Origin of the sequence: Bradyrhizobium sp. 137 (assembly GCF_023074095.1) — a bacterium.
GTDB lineage: Bacteria > Pseudomonadota > Alphaproteobacteria > Rhizobiales > Xanthobacteraceae > Bradyrhizobium.
This window is the reverse complement of sequence record NZ_JADPKU010000066.1, coordinates 74,634-94,693: the sequence shown is the minus strand read 5'-3', so window position 1 is coordinate 94,693 and position 20,060 is coordinate 74,634. Positions and strand designations below refer to the sequence as shown.

Annotated in this window: 9 protein-coding genes; 3 read left to right on the top strand and 6 right to left on the bottom strand. The window is 59.8% G+C overall.

The window, feature by feature from the left end; genetic code table 11:
- The first annotated feature begins 463 nt into the window (after positions 1-463).
- Together IVA78_RS20945 and IVA78_RS20940 are read left to right on the top strand one after the other, a co-directional pair.
- A complete protein-coding gene (locus tag IVA78_RS20945) occupies positions 464-2,167 on the top strand; it encodes a type I secretion system permease/ATPase (protein ID WP_247335794.1) in 1,704 nt (567 codons plus the stop codon).
- Entirely contained in the window at positions 2,164-3,477 is a 1,314-nt protein-coding gene (locus IVA78_RS20940; RefSeq protein WP_247335781.1) for an HlyD family type I secretion periplasmic adaptor subunit, read from the top strand. The genes IVA78_RS20945 and IVA78_RS20940 overlap by 4 nt, the downstream gene beginning before the upstream one ends.
- 670 nt (positions 3,478-4,147) lie before the next feature.
- On the opposite strand, the gene IVA78_RS20935 is transcribed toward IVA78_RS20940, so the two are convergent.
- The 6 genes from IVA78_RS20935 to IVA78_RS20905 form a co-directional block, all read right to left on the bottom strand.
- Positions 4,148-4,378, bottom strand: coding sequence for a hypothetical protein (locus tag IVA78_RS20935; protein ID WP_247335783.1), 231 nt, complete (start codon positions 4,376-4,378; stop codon positions 4,148-4,150).
- A gap of 643 nt (positions 4,379-5,021) precedes the next feature.
- Positions 5,022-5,876, bottom strand: coding sequence for a hypothetical protein (locus tag IVA78_RS20930; protein WP_247467444.1), 855 nt, complete (start codon positions 5,874-5,876; stop codon positions 5,022-5,024).
- Positions 5,877-6,135: 259 nt separating this feature from the next.
- A complete protein-coding gene (locus IVA78_RS20920) occupies positions 6,136-11,832 on the bottom strand; it encodes a LamG-like jellyroll fold domain-containing protein (RefSeq protein ID WP_276017353.1) in 5,697 nt (1,898 codons plus the stop codon).
- A 163-nt stretch (positions 11,833-11,995) separates the two neighbouring features.
- Complete coding sequence (locus tag IVA78_RS20915; protein ID WP_247467442.1) at positions 11,996-14,014, bottom strand: DEAD/DEAH box helicase; 2,019 nt, start codon at positions 14,012-14,014, stop codon at positions 11,996-11,998.
- A gap of 10 nt (positions 14,015-14,024) precedes the next feature.
- Entirely contained in the window at positions 14,025-16,178 is a 2,154-nt protein-coding gene (locus tag IVA78_RS20910) for a peptidase M50 (protein WP_247467439.1), read from the bottom strand.
- A 10-nt stretch (positions 16,179-16,188) separates the two neighbouring features.
- A complete protein-coding gene (locus IVA78_RS20905) occupies positions 16,189-18,105 on the bottom strand; it encodes an HlyD family efflux transporter periplasmic adaptor subunit (protein ID WP_247335790.1) in 1,917 nt (638 codons plus the stop codon).
- A gap of 173 nt (positions 18,106-18,278) precedes the next feature.
- Here IVA78_RS20905 and IVA78_RS20900 point away from each other — a divergent pair, with 173 nt between their 5' ends.
- Positions 18,279-19,208 carry an efflux RND transporter periplasmic adaptor subunit gene (locus tag IVA78_RS20900; RefSeq protein ID WP_247335792.1) on the top strand — a complete coding sequence of 310 codons (930 nt, stop codon included), beginning with the start codon at positions 18,279-18,281 and terminating at the stop codon, positions 19,206-19,208.
- Positions 19,209-20,060: the final 852 nt, after the last annotated feature.

The following is a 20,060-nucleotide window of genomic DNA, read 5'->3' as shown; positions in this document are numbered from 1 at the left end:
GTGGAGTACGTGTCGAAGAAGCTGAGAGAGCAGATTAAATGGCGGGATGGCCATCATGTCACGCTGATACCGGCAGGCGACACGCTTAAGTTGGCCAGGGCTCGGTGCGTAAAATCGACCTGACTTCTACTTCGCGTAACAGTAGGTCGACGACAGGGAAATCAAACTCGGGACTGCCTTGGTGATCTTCTTGGGGATCGTCACATAAGGCGCGTTTTCAAGGGCGGGAGTCATGACAAACTTTGAACGGTGGGGGGTAATCCCTCTGCCAGCAAGCCGTTATCGGATCCAACTTTCGCATTTGACGAGGTTTGGGGTAGTCGCAAGACAGTGGGCGGAAGAGGCCAAACTGCGGACGCAAGGGCCGATCGCCTGGGCAAAGCACCTCGTCGAAGTCTTGCGGCTACGACTGTTCTCCGGTTTCCCGCGGCCGACTGGTGACTATGATGAGTCGCAGTCGGAGATGACGGTTTTCCTGCGGTCTTGCCGTCGGATATTCTGGGCTCTCGCGGCCTTCAGCGGCATGAGCAATCTCCTCATGCTCACCGGCTCGTTTTTCATGTTGCAAGTCTACGATCGGGTGCTGCCCGGGCGCAGCATACCGACGTTGATCGCCTTGATGGTTCTGGCTGCGGTGCTTTACCTGTTTCAGGGCGGGCTCGACCTCGTCAGGAACAGGATCAGCGCCCGGGTCGGCCGGTATTTCGATGAAAAGCTCGGCGTTCGCATATTCGACGCGCTCGTTCGCCTGCCCTTGAAGACCAGGGCCGATGGCGATGGCTTGCAGCCGGTGCGGGATCTTGATCAGGTCCGCAGCTTCCTGTCGAGCGGAGGGCCGACGGCGCTGTTCGATCTGCCCTGGATGCCGATTTATCTCGGCGTTTGTTTTCTGTTTCACTTTTGGATCGGAGTCACTGCGCTGGCCGGCGCGCTGGTGCTTGTCGGCATTACGATGCTCACGGAAACCCGGACGCGGGGGCCGGCCAAGGCGTCCTCGCGCCTCGCAGTCTCCCGAACGGCACTGGCGCTCGAGGGCCGACGAAATGCCGAGGTTCTGCAGGCCATGGGCATGCGGCAGCAGGCGGCGCTGCGTTGGCGGGATGTCAATGCGAAGTATCTCGCGGCCCATGAGCGGGCCAGCGATGTCGCAAACGGGCTCGGGGGCGCCTCCAAGATCTTCCGAGCGATCCTGCAATCGCTGGTTCTTGCCGTCGGCGCAGTCCTCGTCATCAACCAGGAATCGACGGCCGGAATCATCATCGCCGGATCGATCCTCACCGCGCGAGCCTTGGCGCCTGTCGAGATGGCCATTGCGAACTGGAAAGGATTCGTCGCTGCACGGCAATCGGGACAACGGCTCGATGCTTTGCTGAAGCTTCTGCCCGGCGAGGAGGAGCGGCTGGCATTGCCTCCTCCTGTTGAAACTCTCACCGTCGAGCATCTCTATGTTGGCGCGCCAAACTCAGAGAGGCCTACCGTCAATGAAGTCTCGTTCCAACTACGGAGCGGGCAGGCGGTTGGAATCATTGGGCCGAGCGGATCTGGCAAATCGACGCTGGCGCGTGCGCTGGTGGGGGTATGGCCCAGCATTCGAGGCCGGATACGGCTGGACAACGCCGCACTCGATCACTGGTCTTCTGACGCCCTCGGCAAGCATATCGGTTACCTGCCTCAGGACGTCGAATTGTTCGACGGCAGCATCGCGATGAACATTGCGCGTTTCGATCCGCAGGCGACAGCCGCCGCTGTTCTGGAGGCCGCGCATGCGGCGGGCGCGCACAATCTCATCCTTTCGCTTCCGGACGGCTACAGCACGAAGATTGGCGAGGGGGGATTGGCGCTGTCCGCCGGACAGCGGCAGCGTATCGGACTCGCGCGTGCCTTCTACGGCAAACCCTTCCTGGTCGTGCTCGATGAGCCTTCCTCCAATCTCGATGCCGAGGGCGAGGAGGCCCTGACCGAGGCGATCCTGAACGTGCGCCGTCGTGGTGGGATTGTCGTCGTTGTCGCGCATCGTCCGAAGGCGCTCGAGGGCGTTGATCATGTCTTGTGCCTCGGGGAAGGCAGGGTTCAGTCCTTCGGCAAGAGAGAGGAAGTCCTGAAGAAAGTGTTGCGAACTCCTGTACCGCTCAAGGTGGTCGCGGAAGCTCAAGGAGGCAGCCGATGAACGGCGAAGTGGCACCGGCGATGCAGTCCATCCAGCGTTACATGATCGTCGGTATGATCATGTTTGGTCTGGTGACATTTGGGATCGGTGGTTGGGCGACCACGAGCCAATTGTCGGGCGCCGTAATCGCCCAAGGGGTGGTCGTGGTGGATTCGAGCGTCAAGAAGGTTCAGCACGCCACTGGCGGGATCGTGGGGGAACTGCGCGTGCGCCAGGGGGATCGGGTCAATGCAGGCGACGTTTTGATTCGTCTCGACGAGACTCAGACGCTGGCGAATGCGACGATCGTCACGAACAGCATCGATGAGCTGCTCGCGCGACAGGCTCGCCTCGAGGCCGAGCGCGATGGTGCCGAGCAGGTCGTGTTTCCTAAGGTGCTGCTCGACCGGGCCAAGGAGAACAACTCCGAGGCGAGCCGAGCAATTACCGCGGAGCGGAAGCTGTTTGACCTGCGTCGCCAGGCGAGGAGCGGCCAAAAGGCACAGCTGCAGGAGAAAAGCGCGCAGCTGGAAAATGAGATCAAGGGCTATACGGGTCAGACTGAAGCCAAGCAGAAGGAGGTCGATTTTATTCGCCAGGAGTTGGAAGGCGTGCGCAGCCTTTGGCAAAAGAATCTGGTGCCGATCACGCGGCTCAATTCCCTTGAGCGCGATGCCGCCCGCCTCGAAGGCGAACGCAGCCAGCTGGCTGGCATGATTGCTCAATCAAAGGGCAAGATCTCCGAAATCGGACTCCAGATCATTCAGATCGATCAGGACCTGCGGACGGAGGTCGGCAAGGACCTGATCGACACGCGCTCGAAACTCTCCGAGCTGGGCGAGCGCAAAACTGCGGCGGTTGACCAGTTGAACCGAATCGATATCAGGGCTCCACAATCCGGACGTGTCCACGAGCTCAGCGTCCACACGGTCGGGGGGGTGATCTCTCCCGGCGAGCAGATCATGCTGATCGTACCTGATGCGGACTCGCTTGCGGTCGAGGTCAAGATCGCACCGAAGGATATCGACCAGGTCTATGTGGGGCAAACCGCGACAATGCGTTTCGCAGCGTTCAACCAGAAGACCACGCCCGAAATCGACGGAGAGGTCAGCATGGTCTCGGCAGATATCACTCAGGATCAACGCGCCGGCACGAGTTACTACACGGGCCGCGTCCTGCTGAAGCCGGAAGAGCTGGCGAAGCTCGGCTCGGCCAAGCTCCTGCCAGGCATGCCAGTGGAGGTCTTCATCAAGACGTCAGGTCGGACCGCGCTGTCCTACCTGCTCAAGCCGCTGCAGGATCAGGCGGGGCGGGCATTCAAGGAGCGCTGAGGCATTGCGGAAGATAGGAGCGCTCGGTTGCACGCAATCGGGGCCGATGCCTCCTATCCGTGGAGTCGGCGCTGGAGCCAGCCTCCGAAGGCACGGCCTGTCCGGATGCGTCCGCATTAGGCGGGCCCGGCCCACGAAAGCTCATCACGAGCCGAGACCAAATCTGCGGCCTGGTTTGAAGACCCAACCGCGGCGTTCCGGTGATGTCAGGTCGCCGCACGAGACTGAGCGGCGCGAACATGGTGAGGTCGCGCCAGCTCCAATCAAACGCAGTAGATCGCGCGATTTTCGACGGATCGATCGTGGCGGATGCCTGCTGCCCTTGAGCGAGACGACCGATTGCTCGACCGATCGTCCCCTCAGGACGTCCATTCGCTTGGCGTACAGGGTCATCGCCGCTATGCTGGCAAGTATTATGGTTTCAGCCCCCAGAATGACGAACAGCTCACCTGGCATTTTAAGTCATTCCTACCTGAGAAATGCCAGTTTGAACGTTTGTTTCGATGGAAAACTAAATTCGTAACCACGATTATACTTTAGATCAAGTTGCCGCGGCTCCGGATAGGCTAAGCGCGTTCCGTGTTGAAATTTAGAGGCGGAAGCTGACCGCCGCTCCCTCGGGCACGCCATGCGCCCCGAGCAGGACTATTGCGCTCCCGATCATGTCGGTTTAGTCGGGTTTACGTCGACGCCTGATTATCCAATAGGCCGCATAGGCAACGGCGGCGATCGATAGCCCCGCGCCCGCGACCGGTCCAGGGGCGCCCTGTGCTGTTCCCTGACCGACGTAGGTGTAGCTTTGGTCAGGAGGAAAGAACAGAGTAGCCGTGAAATAGACGCCGGCCGGCACCGCTGCGGCCATCGTGAGGAAAATCGCAAGGACCCACCCCGGTAACGTCATATCTATTCTCCTTCACTTTCGCAGTTAAATATAAATATTTTCGCGGTATTTAATAATCAAATTTAAATGGCGTCAATATAAATCTTAGATGGATGCTTGTAGATAATACGCGCGCGACGATTTGACGCCGATGCATCAAAGCCCCGATGTCCGAGCCGGAGGGTTGAGTGCCCAGGAGTCCGCTGTCAATCACGCGGGACGATCTTGAAGTTCAGTCCATGGGAGCCGTTCTGCATTGCAGCCCAAGCTCTCCGCCACGTCGATGACGGGGGTGATGTGTCGAACGAATCCAAGTTCGCGAAGAAATCTCGACCACAGATAATAAAACACCGTCCAAGCTATCGGTTGTTGTGTGTACACTTCGCCTCGAAACACGACGAACGAGCGATCGGTTCCTGTTGCCAGATGTCGAACGAGATTTCGGTTCGATCCGTCGGGAGTAAGCTTAGCGACCTGCAATTGACAGGACGCTCTGTTGGCTCGGATAATCAGAGTGCCAGTCGTAATTTCATTGGTCGCCACGACGCTGAAGTGATTTCGTTCGAGGAATCTAACAAGATCCTCCCTTAGCTGGCCTGGATTTTCAAATGGTATTGCAATCTTCCATCCAGTGGCCAGCAACAGGACGGCGGCGATAAACCACTTAAACCGGGCGGAGGAGATCACGCCTTACCCCCAGCATGCAGAAGCCGACCGTCAGGCCCAGAATGGTCGTGTTCGCGACCGCCCCTCCCCACCAACTGTGGAACAGGGCGTAGTGACATTGGCTCAACCCCATAAAGCTTATACGAGTGACATTCACCGCTACGACGGAGAAGCAAGCCATCAAACACCAGAATAGATCGTAAGCAGATTTCTTGTGGCTGACTAACTGGCTCACAGTTACCCAGCAAAGAAACGCAAGCGATACGTTCGCGAGCGAGGAACAGCCTGGCAGAATGACCAGAACGCCGGAAGCGTCGGCAAATTCGACGACGTCGCCGTTGCGAGGGGTGCGCAATATCCAACCAACGAGTGCGGCGTCGATCCGCAAAATTAGCTCAGCAAAGAAATGAAAGAACAGCCGGCTCCAAAGCATGGGCACGGTAACGGCCAGAAGGATAAGAGCGCCGCGCCGCGACGAGGAGGCATCGGACGTTTTGATGACGTAGAGACTGAGCGCGGTTACAGCCAGCCAGCTGGCTGGACCTACCGGTAGAATGGCGAGCAGCACAAAGGCCGCTCCCAAGACGAGTTCTGAAGAGCGAATCCCAACCGTTCGGTCTTGAAGAACGAAGGAAACTCCAGCGGCACATGATATCCAAACGATTACACTGATCTCGAACGTGCCGAGAAGCGCATCTAGCCATCCAAGTCCATGGACCGATTGAATGACGCGGGATGCGAGGCCACTGGCGCAGCCTAGAGCAAATAGTCCCGCGAAGAATCCACCACGAGTCAGGTCCTTCACCAGCGGCGATGCGCAACTACCAAGTATCGGTTCATCCGAAGCAGTCATAATGCAGTGCCTTGTGTCGCTTCAATCTAGCCGTGAAGGGCTCCGACGCTAACCGGAGTGCCATTGAGAACCCATGAGGTCTCTCCAAGAGCTTTGCGCAAGCCGCCGTCCAGCTCGGTCCGGCACTTCGGTGCGTCAGTTCGACCAACCAGCCGCCAAGCGACTGTGGCGTGGGCGCGTTGGCTATTCAGGGCACTGCTGCACACGAGGCTGCACGCAACGGCATTGCCGCATAAGCCTTGCCGCCGCGACATCCGGACTACCCCACTGCCTTGAAGGTCGCGACCTGCATCACCCATGCCGCAGAGCCCTGGAGAGATGCTGTCGCACTGTAGCTACCCGTCGCGGTTACGAACCGGTCCTGGGCAATATCAAGGTCAGGCGTTGTAATGACACGCGTGGTAAAGCCGCTGCCTGCCGCAGTGAACCCACCCGTCGTCGTTCCGGCGCCAAAAATGAGCTCATGGGCGGTGGAGGTTGTAACGGTCCCGGTGCTGGCTGAACTGGTGGTGCCTGACGCCGAGGTGCCGACATCAAAGGGATTGGTGAGAGCGAGACCGCCGTACTCCAGAGCGCGAATGTCCACGTATTGAGTCGCGGTGTTGAAGGTCACTGTTACAGTGTTGGCGCCGGCGGCGGCTTGCTTGATATTCGGGGCGTAGTAGATGGCCTGGCTGATACCGCTGCCTCGCGCTGTCGGGACGGCGAGCTGATAGACATTGCCGGCCGAGTCCGTGACGGACGTGATATTCGATGTCGTGTTATTCCATCCGATCACGAGGATGTTCGTATTCCCTGTCGTCTGCGCGTTCGTGTAGGCGACCGATACCTGGGTCTGGTTGGTTTGCGGGGTGGCGGAAGTCACCTGGACGAATGCTAACGGTGCCGGGGTCGTAACGGCATTATAAATCGCAGTATAGGTCGCACCGCCGACGGGGGCTGTGATGATGTGATCTTGAGTGCCGCTATCCGACCACGATACGAAGTTGTAGGTCGTGCTTCCGAGGGTCGCGTTGCGCGCTTCGATCTCATGATTGAAGCCGATCAACGTGTCATAGGTAAACGGCGTCGTGCGCGCGATGCCGTCCAGATACAGTGTTAATCCGGCAGGCGACGTGTTGAAATTGAGATTGACCTTATCGGGGAAGATCGTGACGGATTGGCTCGACTGCAGCCCGCTGGAATCGGTCACGGTCAGCGTTATTCGATACCGCGTGAATCCGCTGAAATCGTGCCCGGAGGTCGGGATCGTGAACGTGCCGCTGGTCACGCCGATGATAGGAATACCCGGATGAACATGACCTTCGTGGAGGAAGTCGATATTCCAGGTATAGGCACTTGCGGGGAGTGTACCATCTTCGGCATCCGTCGCGGTGCCGCTGAATGTGATCACGTCGCCGGCCCTGAAGGTCGCGCCATCGGTTGGCGCAAGAAGGCTGACAACGGGACTATTGCCGACGCTGATTGCGATCGGAGTCGACAGCGTGGAATTGACTCCGTCGGAGACCGTCAGCCGCGCCTGATACGGACCGGAGACCGTATATGTGTGCGACGGGTTGGCCGCGGTCGAAGTCGCGCCGTCACCGAAGTTCCACGAATAGCTGAGAGGCTTTCCTTCCGGATCAGATGAACCGTTGCTGGAGAAGTTGACGGTGAGCGGGCTGGGCCCTTTCGTTGGTGATGCCGAAGCCGTCGCTACCGGAGGCAGATCCGATTGAATGAATTCGATGCGGCGGATTTTGCTTACGCCGAATGTGCCGCTGATATCGGAATAGCCGAGGTCGACATAGTAAAGCGCACCATCGGGGCCTTCGGTCAAGTAGACAATGTCGCCGTAGGGGCCATCTACCGAGCCGTCGGCTGGCTCGAAGTTGAAGACGCCGGTGACGTTTCCGTTGGCATCGAAGGTGAGGCGCTTGATCCAGTTCTGAGTGTAATCCGCGAAAAAGAAGCTGCCCTGATAGCTGCTTGGGAATTGTGTGCCGTGATAGACAAATCCAGCGACGACTGCGGCGTCGCGTCCATTGTGCGGGTAGTAGTAAGCTGGTGCAGTGTAGGCGGGATTCCCGTTCGGAGTTTCTACGTTCGGCCAGCCGTAATTGGCACCCTTCGCTCCGATGTCGAGTTCCTCGATTGCGGTTGAATAGGCGTTTCCGCCGACATCGCCAATGATCAGCCGCCCCGTGGGCGCGTCGTAGTAGGCGCGGAAGGGATTCCGCAGACCAAGCGCCCATACCGCATCGTAGTTCGGTCCGCTGCCATCATAGAACGGATTATCGGTGGGAACGGTGCCGTCCATGTTATATCGCAGGATCTTGCCGCGCGGCTTCGTGAGGTCCTGCGATTCGCCGGCCTGAAAATGCTCCCCGGTCGTGAGCAGGATCTTGCCGTCGTTGCTGAAGTTGATAGCTCCACCGTGGTGTTCGGCATTGGCAATTTCCGTATCCTGATAGATGACGAACTCACTGCCGGGAACGGTGCCCGTCAGCGCTGCGTTCGCTGTGAAGCGCGAGAAGCGATCCACGTTCGGTGTGCCCAGCGTGTAGAAAATGTAATAGTAATGATTGGTGTTGAAGTTGGGATCGAGTGCAATGTCATAGATGCCTTGCTGTACGCCCGCCGAGCCGATGTTGGTGAGTTGCAGGAAGGGCGTTGGATCTGGCGTGGTATAGGGCGGCGGCAATATCTTCACTGTGCCCGCAAGTTCCACCACCAGCATGCGGCCGTCGGGCAGGAATTTGATCGCGGTAGGTAGATTGAATCCCGTCGCCAGGATTTCGTTCTGGAAAAAGCTGCTGTTAGCGACGTTGACGGTTATCGGTGCTGACAACGTCGCATGTCCGTCTATGTCGGTCGCCATCGCAGCAATAGTGTGCGCGCCGTTGCTTGCCGTCCGCGTGTCCCATACAAGAGCGTATGGATCGGTCGCATCGGGGGAGCCGGTGGCCACATTGTCGATATAGAACTGCACATTGGCGATGCCGGTGTCGTCGGTTGCATCTGCAGTCACATTGACGATGCCGCTAACTTGCGCCCCATTGATTGGGGAATCTATCAAGACCTGCGGTGATCCGGTCGTCGGGTTACCGACGGGCGTCGTCATGTCCGATTGCACTTGGGCCAATGTCAGCGCGCGGTTGTAGATCCGCAGATCGTCGAGCGCTCCCTTGTAGAATTGCGCGGTCGAGGCATCCGCTCCGATGCGCATGGGATTTCCGCGCGCCGTGATCGTTGCCGACAGCGCCTGCGTGTTGACGAGGGTTCCGTTGACGTAGGTCTTGACCTGCGCACCATCGAAGGTGATGGCGAGGTGGGACCACTGGTTGAATGGCAAAGTGGTTCCTCCGGCGGCGACGAGCGCGCCGCTGGACGTCCCAATATAGAAATCGGTCTGATTGCCGCCGCGCAGTTCGAGTCCATATTGGTAGTAAGGCGACGACATAGTCGTATTCCAGAACTTCCCGATCACAACGGAGTCGCCGCTCGCGAGTGCCTGGGGATTGATCCACATCGACAGTGTAAGGGCATTACCGGAGATGTTCGTCGAAGCAGAGTTTGGAATGGAAATGAAGTCGTTGACTCCGTCAAAGCTCGCGGCGCGGCCGTTCTTGCCGGCTATCCAAGCAACGCCGTTGTTGAGTGTCGCTAGGTTCGACTGCCCTGAGGAGTCGCCCGCAGTCGTTCCGGATCCTTCATCGAACGAATAGGCAGCAACCAAACCCGGTGTTTGAGTGTTCGATACCGTGATGCTGACGGGTAGCGAAACGCCGGTGTTTCCGGAGTTATCCCGTGCGCGCGCCGTGATCGTGTGGACGCCATTGGCAAGCGTCGACGAGTCCCAGCTGATGCTGTAGGGCGACGTCGTGTCTTCCCCTCCGCCGACCGCGACATTGTCCACCAGGAAGGTCACGCCAGCCACTCCGACATTATCGGATGCATTGGCACTGATTGTAATCGTACCAGAGACGGTCGCAGATCCCGTCGGCGCGGTGATCGTGGCGGTGGGCAATGTCGTGTCGGGCGTCAGCGTCGTGGCACTGGCCGGCGCGGATTGTCCGGAGAGGTTCGATGCCGCGTCCCTCGCCCGCACGGTATAAGTGTAGGATGTGCCTGGCGACAGGCCGGTATCGCTGAACGTGGTCGTTGTCGGGGTACCAACTTGCGCACCATTGCGGAAGACCTGATAGCCGGTGACCGCAACGTTGTCGGTCGAGGCGTTCCACGAAAGATTGATCTGCGTTGTCGAAGCCGCGGTCGCCACCAGGCCTGTAGGAGTAGATGGCGGCGTAGCGTCCTGGCTGGCAGACGTCGTGAATGTGGCGTTTGAGCCGATCCTTTCGTTTCCGGCAGCGTCGATCGAACGGACGCGGTAATTGTAAGTAGTGTTGGGAGCAAGGCCGGTTAGCGCAACGCTGTGTGCCGTCACCAGGGCCGTATCTAGCGTCGTCGACGATCCGTAACCGGTCGTCAGCCCATACTCGACCCGCGAAGTCGCAGCTTCATTGGTCGTCCATGTGACTCGTGCGGTGCTGCCGGTAATATTCGTTGCCGTCTGCCCGGAGATCGTTGGTGCGGTTGTGTCGAGCACGATGGTATCTGTTGCCGCCGCGGACCAGTTGCCAGCGGCGTCCATGAACTGGACATAGACCGTCTTGGTGCCTCCCGTTGCGTTCGACAACGTCCAAGCCTTAGTCGGGGCGAAAGCTTCCGCCGTCGAATACGAACTCCCGCTGTTCGAGAAGCGCATCTGCTTGACGGAAGTCACTGCATCGGTCGCAGTGAGCGTAAGCGTGACTGAGGTGCTGTTGGTTGCCGCGGCGCCGCCGTTGATTGTCGCCGTACCGGTCGGCGCTTGATTATCGACCGTAACGTTGACCGGCGTCGAAGTGGTTATGTTGTTGGCAGCATCGCGTGCCTGCGCGGTCAGCGCATGCGAGCCGTTCGATGCCGTGGTCGTGGTCCATGAGACGCCGTACGGCGAGGTGGTATCCTCCGTACCGACCAGGGTGTTGCCATCGAGCAAAAACTTGACTCCGGCAACGCCGATGTTGTCCGACGCGCTCGCTGCGAGACTCACGGTGCCGGATACGATCGAGGCGGGAGGCGTGAAGGACACGGTCGGGGCAATCGTGTCTGCCGTTCCGGCGAGGGGAGTTGCCATATCGGTTTGGATCTGATCGGGGGTGAGCGCATGATTGGCGATGCGCACGTCATCGATAAGGCCAGGAAACTCGAATCCTGCACGGCCCGGCCGACTTCCGATATTCACGTTGGCCGTTGAATTCTGCTGGGAACTCGTGACCGTGCCGATCAACTGTCCGTTGTCGAGGACGCCATTGAGATAGACGTTCAAAGTTTGGCCAGCGGCGTCATAGACGCCGGCGACGTGATACCAAGTGTTGGGCTGCAACGCCGTCGCGCCGTAGCGGAACATCTGTCCGCCCGAGCTGTTGGTGAGCTTGAATCCGATCGTGCGAGGTCCAGTGTCCGCGGTGATGTCAAGCTGGTATCCGGATTCGCCCCAGGTTCGCTTGGATACAACGGGCGCATCGTCAGCGGGGAACGAGCGGACGTAAACCCACGCACTGAGAGTCATGCTGCCAGTCAGTTGCAGCGCAGTCGGATTCCCGAGATCGACGAAGTCGTTCACGCCGTCGAGTGCGACCGCATTGCCGTATCTTCCGGCTGTGAAGGTCGCACCGTTCGTGAGCGTGCCGACGATGCCGTGACCGGATGCATCTGCCGTTGTGGTGCCCGAGACCTCGTTGAAGGCGTAGCCTGCGGTGATGCCAAGAGGATCCGCGGCGAGCAGCATGCGCGGCTCGAGCGTCTCGATGATCAGCGGCGAATGACTAGCATCGCGTTTGCCATCGACGATCGTCTTGCGATCGCTCCTCGCGCTGCCGTGAATGCTCCGTCGCGCCAGATGGCCGAAAAAGCCCCAGGAACCCGACATCGTTGTCTCCGAATACCACAACCCGAAATCGTGCTAGATCATTTAATGTCTATTTAATGTCCATTTAAATAGTACCATAATGCACCGCCTTCGCTAGAGATTTATAAACTTTTTACATAAATAAAATAATATTTACGTGTGCTTCGGGTGGATGCGGGGACCATCATTCAGTCCCGGCGAAGCTGAGAATTCTGTTGAAACGAAGATCTTCGGCGAGGGCGGTCCGTCTGGCTCGCCCGTGAAGACGCTCGGCCGCGTGTTGGCCATAGCTGCGTAATACGCGTCCTAATGCTCCTTGAATTGGCTGCGTTCGTTTCGATCGTTTGCCTAATAACCGAAGAAGCTTCGGACTCATAAAGCGTCTGAAAAGCTCATCATCGAGCGCGACAATCGTTTCGTAGCTACCGGGGTCACCCTGGCGGCCAGCGCGCCCAAAGAGTTGGCGGTCGATGCGGCGGGACTCGTGATATTCGGTTAGGATGACATGCAAGCCGCCTCGGGTCCGGACCGCAGGATGTAGTTGTATGTCGGTGCCCCGGCCCGCCATGTTGGTAGCGACGGTAATGCGGCCCGGTTGACCCGCGCCCGCAATGATCTCGGCCTCGGCGTGGTCCTGTCGCGCGTTAAGAACCACGGATTCGAGTCCCGATCTGCTAAGCAACAGCGAAATTTGCTCAGAGGCGTCAACCGAGCGGGTCCCGACGAGCACGGCGCGACCTTTGCGAACGATATCGTGAACTGAATCGACCACGGCGTCCCATTTGAGGTTGGCCGTCGGAAACAAGCGTGTGCCGGCGTTCGCTCGTCGCAATGGCCGGTTTGTTGGAATCCTTACAACGCGGAGGCCATAGACGCCGTATAGTTCCCCTGCCGGCTCGGTCGCCGTCCCGGACATGCCGCAAAGATGCATGTAGCGCCGAAAGAAGCGTTGATAGGTTATTTGCGCAAGGGTGGTGCGTCGCTCCGTGATGGTGCAATGTTCCTTGGCTTCGATGAGCTGGTGAATGCCGCCTTCCCACGACCGGTCCGGCATGATGCGCCCGGTATACTCGTCGACGATCTGCACCTTGCCATCCGCGACGATATACTGGACGTCGCGTCGGTAGAGATGAAGTGCGGCAAGCGCATGCTGCGCGAGTTCTTCGCGCGCGCGCCGGATTGCCCATAGTCCTGGTAGTCCTGCAGCGAGCTGCGCGACCCGGCTCTCGCCGCGGGTGGTAAGCCGCACCGACTTCTCGTTTGCGCGCACATGAAAGTCGTCCCCGGACACCAGGCATCGAGCGAAATCTAGTGCGGTCTCGTGCAGGCCCCCGGCGTTCTCGGGCCCTTCTTGCGTTCCGGAGAGGATCAATGGCACACGGGCCTCATCGATCAGGACGCTGTCAGCCTCGTCTACGATCGCGAAATGCAGACCACGCAAAAGTGGTGATTGATGGTGGCTAGCAAGTCTGCTGTTGAATATTGTGTCGAGAGAAAGCCGAGAACGGGCACGGCGGGGGCCGAGCGCGAGCCGATCGCGGAGATAGTCGAACACAAGCTCCTTGTTGGTACAATAGGTGACGTCACTTGCGTAGGCTCTTTGCCGCTCCTGCTGCGACTGCCCGTGCTCGACGAGCCCGACCGTGAGATCGAGCGCATTGTAGATGGGTGCGAGCTGTTCGGCGTCGCGGCGCGCGAGATAGTCGTTGACCGTGATGATATGAACCGGACGGCCCATGAGTGCGGCGGTGATCGCCGGCAGCAGCGCCGTCAAGGTCTTGCCTTCACCGGTTTCCATTTCGGCGACCGCGCCTCCCATCATGGCAGCGCCGCCGAGCAATTGTACCGGAAAGAGACGCATCCCGACGTGACGACGCGCCGCCTCGCGCGCAAGCGCAAACGAACGCGCCATTTGATGCGAGTAGAGGGGAGTTGACAGCAATGATGCGCGCAGCTCCTCCGCAGTTTCGCGCAAACGCTGGTTCGTCAGAACAGCGAACTGCGGTTCCAGATCGCCGACCAACCGGGCAAAACGGACGAGGCGGTCACGCGCGATGGCCGGCTGCAGGAGGGGCAAGAGCCGGCCCCAAGCGTCGAGCAGGGCAGCATCGAGTCCAATCTCTCGGCGAGCGGCTTTCTCTGCATAGGGTGCGTCCACCGCCACCGAGGCCAGGCCGACGAAGTTTCGGTTGCGCTTGAGCATACGGATGCCCTTAGACCTGCAGCTGGGACAGCAGTAATTGTCGTAGACGGCGCCAGATCTGCTGGCCCGGCGGCTCCCAGTTGAAGTTGAAGCGGACGTAGGCGCGACCGCCGAATGCGGTGGCCGCCCGTGCATTTTCGGGCAGTACAAGATCAATTTGGAAGACGCGTTGCAGCGTCTTTACGCCTTCGGGATCGCCTGGATCGACGGCGAAAGCGCCGCCGCCGGCGCCCCCCAAAGCCCTGCTGGGAAGGACGTCACGGCCTGCCGGTATTTCGCGAATGGACTCAACGGTCACCGTCTCATCAGCGCGCTCTGCGAGTTTAACTTCGGCGCTCTGCAGCCGATGGCGAACGAGGTCGATGTCGTCCTGACGGATTGTTGCACGCACGATGCGTGAACCGGGAGCAAGTACGTAGCCGATCTGTTGCCCCTCGCGCAGGAAGCGTCCCGGCAGATCCTCTGGTTTCATAACGGCAAAGGTGCCCTCGCTGCGGCTGCGCACGATGAGGCGCGCGGCGCGATCGGTCACGCTCGCGAGCTCGGCGCGTACCTGCCCCAGTTCCGTCGTAGTGATCTCCGCGCTCGCGCGGTCAGTAAAGCGCTCGATCGCAAGCCTCGCCTCGAGTTCGGCGACGCGTGCGCGGAGAATTGCGAGTTCGCTCTTGAGTGTTGAGTCTTCGCTTTCGACCAACGCTTCTCCGGCTGTGACGCTCATGCCCGGATGGACCAGAAGCGCGCGCGCGAAGCCGTCGGTTCTCGCGCGCACGATTGCATTCTCCGGCAACCAGACGACGCCTTCTGTCGTGGTGTAAGAAGGGACCGGAACTAGGAAAAGCATCAACCCGGTGGCCAGAATCATGCCGAAGGTCGCCGCCACGACGCGGCCGCGATTGCGATGAAGGCTCGGGCTCGCTAGCACGAACCACAGGGCCTTGCCGATCGGCAGCGCAACACCTGTTAGCAGGCTCCAGACCGCGATCGAGACGCCGAGGGCGAGATACTGCGAGGCGAGGAACATAGCGATCGCGAGCATCACGACCTGCCGGTAAAGGAAAGCAGTCGGTGCGTATAAAAGGAGCCAGACTCGCTCGCCAGCCGTGGCTACGAAATCCTTAGATCCATCCGCTCGAAACGCGTAGCGATTGACAATGTAGCTCCAGTACCGGGTAGCACGCTGCGCCAGGTTCGGGATTTCCAGCAGATCCGCGAGAATGTAGTAGCCGTCATATCGCAGGAGTGGATTGCCGTTGTATACCACGGTCGAGACACCAGCCACGGCCAGTGCGTCGAATGCGAGCGCGCGGACAAGTCCAGCCTCAACGGTAAGCCATACGTAAAGCGCGAGCGCAGCGAAGAACACTTCGACAATCATTCCGGCCGCGCCGACAAGAGCGCGCCTCCACTTGCTGCGGAATGCCGATGCGGCAGAGGCGTCGACATAGGGCAACGGGGCGAACACCAGGATCATGACTCCGAATTCGGGTACTGTTCCCCCGAACGCCGTGACCGCAAATCCGTGCCCAAATTCATGCAAGGTCTTGAGCAGGAGATACACCAGCGCGAGCGACAGAAGGTTGTCGGTGGCTAGGATTCGGTCGGAGGCGTCGGCTGTTAATTCCTGCCAGTGTTGTGCCGCGAACAGAGGCGCCGGCAACACCACCAGTAGCCACAGCAAGGCACCCGGCAACCCGAATAACCATTCTGCAAGCGGCCGGGCATGCTCGAAAAACCTGACCGGATGCCAGAGCGGAATCCGCAGGGCCAGCGGGTAGATCACGTTGCCGAGCCACCTGGAGCGTTTAGCTTTCGCGGCACGTGCGACCAGCGCACTTGCATCCGGAGTCACTTCGGTTTGTAACAGGTCAAAAGCGCTGAGTTCGGCCAACAATTGGGTGGCGTCGCTCTGGCTCGGCGCCTCCTCCGCAAGAGCGGATCCGACCTCGTGCCAGATTTGGTCAACCGTTCGCACGCCGTCCATCGCAGCCACGATCATGTAGCCGGCGGGCGACAAGCGGTGCATGCGGCCGGTCGCGTGATCCTGCACGACGTACCAAATGCAGCCCCGATACCGATGTCGGTGCACCGAGGTGTGGTCGCGAAGCTTCGGCCTGCGTTGCGCGACGCGATACCAGGACGAGCTTAGAAACGGGGCTGCGGTCATATTGCCCCTCTCACGGCAGGTACTTCCACGCGGCAAGTCGCAGCCAATCGATGATAGGATGCAGCCAGATCCACGCAATCGGGCGTCGTCCGGAATTGATCTTTGCAACGCCTTCCATCCCGGGGCGCAATGCAAGGCCCGCTTCCGAGAGGCGAGCCTCAATCCGAAAAGCGTTACGCCCTTCCTCGGCGAGCGTAACCGGCGTGATCTTGTTCAGGGTCATCGGCACCGGTTCGCCGGGCCTGCCTGCGAGTGCAACGGTGCCGCTCTGCCCGACCGCCACGAAGCGAACGTCACGTTCGTCGACCTGAACGATCAAACGATAGGAATTGAGCGGCGCCACCTCGAACAGCGTTTTTCCCTTCTCGACTGGAGAACCGAGCATCTGGCTGAGGTCGCCCGAGACGACGACACCGTCGAATGGAGCGAGGATCCGGGTGCGCGCGAGCTTCTCTTCCGCGAGTGCCAACTGCGCCTCCGCCTGCCGGATCTGCGGTTCCAGTACCACGAGGCCGTTGCGATTGTGCTTGGCGAGCGCCTCGCGATCGCGTTGAAGCAGCTTGTCGAGTTCGGCGCGCCACTTCAACCGATCGAGAACGAGATCCCGGTCGTCAAGCTGGGCGAGAAGGTCGCCCTGCCGCACCGTGTCGCCAGCTCGTGCCGGGGCCGCTCGAACAAATCCGTCGAACGGAGCCACAGCTGCGCGCTGCACTTCGGCCTCAAGCACCGATTTCGCGGTGACGCGGTGCTCGCCTTTCGCAAAGACCAAGGTTAGCGCAAGCACTATGACGCTGCCGACGCAGAGCTTGAGGGTCGGCCGCCGTGGGCCGAACAGTGCCGCGCATCCGTCGCCGATACCGTCAACCACACGTCCGCCCAAGAGCCGGTTCGCCCGCAGTTGCAAAGCGATCTGAGGTCCCAACAGCGTCGCGATCCCCTCTACCAACTTCAGCGTGTCGTCCGTAAAGGGGTCGGCGCGGTGACGTTCGAAAGTGAGAGCGCCGGCCGGTTCTCCATGGGGGCCGGCCAGTATAGCTGACATCGTCGACGAGCCGGACGCCTTTGCTTCCTCCGCCAGTGCCCGATGGGCGATGGCCACGACGCGTCCCATCGTCGGTAATGGCGGATAAACGACGCATCCACGCTGCTCGATCGCCTCTTCCATTGCGCTCTCGATCGCATTGACGAGGCGGCTCTCGCGTTTGAAGCTAGCCGAGAACGAAATCGCGCGCAGGCAGATTGTGCCATTCCGACCGACAATACCTAGCGATACGCGCTCGCACCGCAGGCGGGTTGTCAGCTCATTGACCACCGCGATTGCCATACCGCTCAGCCGCGGCTGCGCGTTCACTGTGACCAGGAGGTCGAGGCACGATACCGCTCGCGTTACGTCAGACGAGAGATCCTTAGTGTGCCTGGCCCAAGGCAATGCCTCGAGCCAGCCCGCACCCCAGCGCAATTGCTCCGCGACGATCGCCGGGGTGACCAGGGGCTTGGCGGCCGTCGTCGTCAATGCGATGGCTACAGCCGCAATCGGCTCGTTCGTAGTGCCGAGCGGCAGGGCGACTATCAGGGCCACAGGTTGCGCGGGCCTGGAATCAGGACCGACGCGACCCGGAGCAATGACCAAGCGGCGTTCCGCGTAGGCGGTTTCGGCCAGGCGCATGAGATCGCTGGCATCCACATCCCGAGGCGGCCACGTTACCGATAGTAACGGAGCAGTTGAATCCACCCGCCGCAGCAGCAACAGACCCGCTGACACGCCGGCAATACGGCTGCATTGCAGCGCCAACCAGGCCGAAACAAATGTCGCTTCGTTTCCCGCGTTCAGCAATCCTTGCCAGTGCGGCGATGTCGTCGCATCTGCGGGCACCTGCCGCAATTGCGGGGCGGGGCCGCCGCTTGCGCTCAAGTCGGGTTCAGACATGTGTTGTCCACAAGAGCGCCGACCAATGACTTTGGTGGTGTTGTCGGAGGGTGGCAGTCATCTTGTGCCAATCCATCGGCTATATTATTTTTTGAATATGCCATTTTAAGTTAATTAAATCCAATTAATATTATGTACAAATAGGGCAGAAGCGGAATTAGATGGGAACTCGCATGATGCGTCTGATTGAGGGAATTGCCCGCAGAGCTCAGCGGATGAATTACGTCGTTTTGTGCTTGTACCTACCGGTGGGGATCTTGCTTGCCGGTTCCGGTGCAAAGGCAGAGACCCCAGAAATCTCGACGGGGGAGCGAGAATTCAATTGCGTGATCGAGCCGCAACAAACCGTCAAGCTGGCGAGCCCCACAGTCGGCATGATCGCGCGCCTCGATGTTGATCGCGGCGATATCGTTCGGGAGGGCCAGATCATTGGCAAGATCGAAGATGGAGTCGAGGCCGCAACGCTGGCGCTCGCGCGGGCCCGCGCAACCAATGATGCTCCCGTGAAGTCGGCCGAAGCCCGCGCGCAGTTCCTGCGTCAAAAACATGAGCGTTTAAAGGAGCTTCATACAAGGTCCGTCAGTCCACTCGCTTCACTCCAGGAAGCCGAAGCGGAGGTGCAGGTTGCCGAGCAGCAACTCAAGGAGGCGCAACTCAACAGGGAGCTTGCTCGCTTGGAAGTCGCGCACGCCGAAGAGGTTGTGAATCAACGCGCGCTGCGCAGTCCGATCGACGGCGTGGTGGTCGAGCGGCTTCTCGTTCCGGGTGAATATCGAAATGACCAGAGCCCAGTCCTCACCCTCGCACAGATTGATCCGCTGAGGGTCGAAGTGTTCGTGCCCACCGCATATTTTGGTCAGATCCGTGCCGGCAGCAGAGCCAAGGTGCGACCGGAGCTGCCCATCGGGGGCGTCCATATTGCCTCTGTCACCGTTGTCGACCGCGTCCTCGACGCCGCCAGCGGAACGTTCGGGGTGCGTCTGGCCTTGCCAAACCCGCGTTTGGCGCTGCCTGGGGGAATTCGCTGCAAAGTCGGATTCGTGTTGGAGGGCGGCAATCCGGCTCTGATAGCTGGTGACGCGCCATCATCCTTTCAAAAATAGAGTGCGTCGATCATCGCCAGAGCCTGAGCGGTTGATTCTGGTGAGGCCGAAGTGCGGTTTACTAAGTCTCTGCAAGAAAAGGTTCACGCCATTTATTGAATTTGATATTTAATATGACGCTGAGTTCTGTCGGAGACATCGAGTTCGTCGGCGAGATCGAATGCGATGGCAAGCCCATCGTGGTCGGGGCAGGGCCCATTTGGGCACGCGTCCTGTAGAATCCCTCTTGAGACAATCCACGCGCTCCCGATCTACTCGGACGCCCTCGAACGCGAGATCCGATTGGAGCGGCACTTGATTCTGGAACGGCTTGCCCCCGCCCTCCGCGCACAGATTTCCCGCTGCGAGCGCATTACCCACTGATCAAGGGACCGCCGGTAGATTGCCGGAGGCGATCGAAAAGGCGCAGCCGTCATGATCGGTCAGTGGGGGTCAAATCGGCTGCCTTGACAAACAACGCGACCAACACTCGACATCGCCGGTCCTGAACGTCCAATCCGAGCGTCCGGATCGAACCCCGATTCCAAGGCTCCATCGCAGGCTTCTGCCAGGCGGTGTCCTGCGAGAAGCGATGGTGCTGCGATTTCGACTCGCGTCCCCGCCCTGCGCACAAAATTCGGCGCACAACCGCGGACCGAGTGCGCGGCGCTTCCCTGTTGTAAAAAACATATCTGCTCATTGCAGCCATTCGCTTGGCGGGCGAAGTCACCGCTACGATTGTCGTCTGACCTATGAGGGGGGACGAAGTTGGGGCCAGCGCTCCTTCGGCGCCGTCCGCCCGATAACAGTGCGACGCTCGCGACGCGAACACAAGCGTCGGTGACAGATGGCATAACCGCGTAAGAGCAGCAG

Bases quoted from the DNA above. Each gene is read 5' to 3' on its own strand.
- IVA78_RS20945 (WP_247335794.1), top strand. From the start codon at position 464: ATGACGGTTTTCCTGCGGTCTTGCCGTCGGATATTCTGGGCTCTCGCG.
- IVA78_RS20940 (WP_247335781.1), top strand. From the start codon at position 2,164: ATGAACGGCGAAGTGGCACCGGCGATGCAGTCCATCCAGCGTTACATG.
- IVA78_RS20935 (WP_247335783.1), bottom strand. From the start codon at position 4,378: ATGACGTTACCGGGGTGGGTCCTTGCGATTTTCCTCACGATGGCCGCA.
- IVA78_RS20930 (WP_247467444.1), bottom strand. From the start codon at position 5,876: ATGACTGCTTCGGATGAACCGATACTTGGTAGTTGCGCATCGCCGCTG.
- IVA78_RS20920 (WP_276017353.1), bottom strand. From the start codon at position 11,832: ATGTCGGGTTCCTGGGGCTTTTTCGGCCATCTGGCGCGACGGAGCATT.
- IVA78_RS20915 (WP_247467442.1), bottom strand. From the start codon at position 14,014: ATGCTCAAGCGCAACCGAAACTTCGTCGGCCTGGCCTCGGTGGCGGTG.
- IVA78_RS20910 (WP_247467439.1), bottom strand. From the start codon at position 16,178: ATGACCGCAGCCCCGTTTCTAAGCTCGTCCTGGTATCGCGTCGCGCAA.
- IVA78_RS20905 (WP_247335790.1), bottom strand. From the start codon at position 18,105: ATGTCTGAACCCGACTTGAGCGCAAGCGGCGGCCCCGCCCCGCAATTG.
- IVA78_RS20900 (WP_247335792.1), top strand. From the start codon at position 18,279: ATGATGCGTCTGATTGAGGGAATTGCCCGCAGAGCTCAGCGGATGAAT.